3 protein-coding genes and 2 pseudogenes are annotated in these 2,763 nt (G+C 51.1%); 2 read left to right on the forward strand and 3 right to left on the reverse strand.

What is annotated here, in order from left to right; translation table 11 throughout:
• Nucleotides 1-108: 108 nt before the first annotated feature.
• Nucleotides 109-297, reverse strand: a pseudogene (locus ACP7E4_RS30330) (NUDIX domain-containing protein); the annotation flags it as partial.
• A 326-nt stretch (nucleotides 298-623) separates the two neighbouring features.
• Between ACP7E4_RS30330 and ACP7E4_RS30335 the strand changes: the two are divergent.
• Nucleotides 624-794 (forward strand): DUF815 domain-containing protein, encoded by a 171-nt coding sequence (locus ACP7E4_RS30335; RefSeq protein ID WP_426119952.1) that lies wholly within the window; start codon nucleotides 624-626, stop codon nucleotides 792-794.
• Nucleotides 795-877: 83 nt separating this feature from the next.
• Here the strand turns inward: ACP7E4_RS30335 and ACP7E4_RS30340 are convergent, their stop codons facing one another.
• Both ACP7E4_RS30340 and ACP7E4_RS30345 read right to left on the reverse strand, forming a co-directional pair.
• On the reverse strand, nucleotides 878-1,075 hold the full coding sequence (locus ACP7E4_RS30340; RefSeq protein ID WP_426119948.1) for a DNA-binding protein: 198 nt from the start codon (nucleotides 1,073-1,075) through the stop codon (nucleotides 878-880).
• Between the two features lie 299 nt (nucleotides 1,076-1,374).
• Nucleotides 1,375-1,749, reverse strand: a complete 375-nt coding sequence (locus ACP7E4_RS30345; protein WP_426119950.1) for a histone-like nucleoid-structuring protein, MvaT/MvaU family — start codon at nucleotides 1,747-1,749, stop codon at nucleotides 1,375-1,377.
• A 731-nt stretch (nucleotides 1,750-2,480) separates the two neighbouring features.
• Between ACP7E4_RS30345 and ACP7E4_RS30350 the strand changes: the two are divergent.
• Nucleotides 2,481-2,763, forward strand: a pseudogene (locus ACP7E4_RS30350) (diguanylate cyclase); the annotation flags it as partial.

Here is a 2,763-nt window from a genome sequence, read left to right on the forward strand (position 1 = left end):
TGCGTCGCTGCCTGCCTTTGGGGTGGCCGGATGTGCGTGGAATGGGTGGCCGGGTCACCGTGGAATAGGTGGCCGGATGTTCATGGAATCAGTGGCCGGATGGCCGTGGAATACGCAGACATAAGACAGCTGATCGAAAGTCAGACCGGTTTCTTCTGCCATTTCGCGCATGGCAGCCTGGAGAGGCGTCTCGCCCCGCTCGACACGACCGCCCGGAAGATTCCACTTTGCGTTGCGTTTGCGGACAAAAAGAATCTGCCCATCGCGACGGCATATAACAGTCGCGCGCCTTTTCAGTCCCTTCTCTTTCTCGGAGACGGCATCCAGTGCAGGCATCATCATTATCCTTAGCGTCCTAAACAGCCGTCAGAGCGAAATATCGACTCTTCACCAAGAATGCCCAACGAAGGTGTCGGTATCATGACCGTCAAGCTTTCCTGAAAGTTCAGGCTCGAAACGTTCTATCGGCGCCACCTCATGGCGTCAAAACTCTCAGACAACCATCACGTTAAGCGCGGCGAAAACAGCGCGCTGCCCCTGGCGAAGAGGTTGAAGATAAGGTCTCTTAGTCAGATCGATTTGGTCTCTGGCTTTCGTTTTATGCGTCTTCCCCAGACGCGTATCTGGAAGCAGTGAATCAGTGGTTTGCAATTTACGATTTACCTGAGTCTCGGTTCGAAGAAGCGCACGTCTGCGTGGTGAGGTGGGCGACCCAGCGGGGTTCAAAATCGGGTCGCATTGCTGTTCAGTTCGCGAAAGTTTTGCGAACAATTCACACTTTTGAATTTGGATGAGGGGCAGATTTTTGCCTAGCGTTTTACGAAAGTTAATCGTGCATGCAACGCATTTTGTGGCTGTGCCACTGAAGGGTTCGGATCTAGTCATCCGACGGGGGTTTGATGCCAAGTGCCACAGCTGCATCGTGCGCCTTTCCCCGTAAACCTTTTTTGCGGCCAGCGAGAATCTGGTAGCAGGTAGGCGCGTCGAGGTTGTGGGCTAGAGCGAAAGCTTGTATGGAAATACCCCGATTTTGAAGCCAGAGCTTCGCCTCGCTGGGAGTCCGTAAAGTGTCCATGGGGATTCCATTAAACATGTCGTCCTTGTAACCTAGTTCTAAACCTAAAGAGCTTCCAGTCTTAGTGATCAACGGCAACTGGCTGCTTTAAACGAGTCAATTTAAGAATTGTCGCAGTCTATTGGATACTTGGAAAGCGTACGCTTATAAAGTCTGGCGTGGTTAAACAGAAGCCTATTTTTTCCGGTGAACGTTTTCGGCAGGGGCATCCAGCGACTCACCGTAATCAAATGACAAGCGAACCCTAGTAAAAAGCCGCCCTCAGGCGGCTTCACCGGTCACAAAATCAGTCAGTCTGATCAGTGGGCGAGCCAGGATTCAACCACATCCGAGCCATGTTCGTCCTTCCAGGCCCTCAGCAGCTTGTGATTGCCGCCCTTCGTCTCGACGATTTCACCGTTGTGTGGGTTGTTATAGACCTTCAGCTCACGAGCTCGACGAGTACGTTTTTCTGGAGCACCCAACGTAGCCGGTTTGCCGCGTTTGGCAGCCGTAGGGTCAAGCAGGCTGATCACGTCACGCAAGCTGTAGCCGTACTCAGCAAGCAGGCCGCGTAGTTTGCTCTCAAATTGCATCTCGGATTGAAGACCTGAGTCGTTTTTCATTGCATCAAGCTCGGCGAGCTGGGCAGCGAGTTGTTGTTCGAGCTTGCGGTATTCGGCTAAACGGGACATGGGACTTCCTTGGGATACGTGGTGGAGCAAACTAGGCATCATGTTAGGTGATGCTACAAGGTTAGTCACTCAACCTGACAGGCGCGATGGAATTTGGGAGCACTGTTTCGCTAAAAAATTCTCAGGCATTCAGAATTGCGGGGCAATACGTAAATATAGCCCTGCTGTTGTGTTTGTAACCTAAAGCCGTAAAGAGGTCAAAATTTAGAGGCATGGGCCTGATCTGCACCTGACGTTCGACTCGGGATATTGTTCCTAGCCCTCCTCTTCACCGCACACTCGCCTTCGGCAAAAAACCACTGAGTACGTAAGTAATTCAGTATCGAGCAATCGGTATGGGATAAGCGAGGACATGATCGACAACATTATCTACCTTTTTCACACCAAAGATGCGAGCAAAGCTACAGGATTGGGCCTGGCAATGGACTAAAGATTTTGACAATGCATGTATGGCAGCCTGGAAGTTAAAAAACAGTCGTCGGTCAAGGCACGACGATCCATCTTTACTTTCAGTAGGATGGAGATGCTTCACGGATTTGCTGCCGCCAATTTCCTATAATTGACTCAACGCAAACATTCGCTCATTTTTGGGTTCAGGAAAAAGCTATCTGAATGGATAGCTCAACCCCAGCTAGATAGCGTATCTCCATTTATTCGCATGTTGATGCTCCATACTGAAACGATCCCAGGTCGGTACGGAAACTGCATTAGATCGGTAAACCGCCAATTTGATGACGATCCTTTTGAAGCCTATCTCGACTGTCGCAGTAAGGCTTACACCCCAAGCGTTATCCAAAGCGCTGATAGGCTTCATTGCCTTAGTCTGTATTTCACTGGTTTTCGCCACAGGCTGGCAGATGAACCAGTCGTCACGTGAGCGAGTCGCCACCGCCAAAATTTCGGTCTCGAACATCGTTCGTGCGGCCGAGCAGCACGCTCGTGACACTGTGCTACAGGCGGATAACACTTTGCGAGATATTGCCGAGCGCGTGGCGCACGACGGTATAGGCAGTG

The sequence above is a fragment of the Pseudomonas sp. DSP3-2-3 genome, from assembly GCF_049898225.1.
GTDB lineage: Bacteria > Pseudomonadota > Gammaproteobacteria > Pseudomonadales > Pseudomonadaceae > Aquipseudomonas.

Excerpts from the sequence above, each read along its gene's own strand:
- ACP7E4_RS30340 (WP_426119948.1), bottom strand. The coding sequence starts at position 1,075 with ATGGACACTTTACGGACTCCCAGCGAGGCGAAGCTCTGGCTTCAAAAT.
- ACP7E4_RS30345 (WP_426119950.1), bottom strand. The coding sequence starts at position 1,749 with ATGTCCCGTTTAGCCGAATACCGCAAGCTCGAACAACAACTCGCTGCC.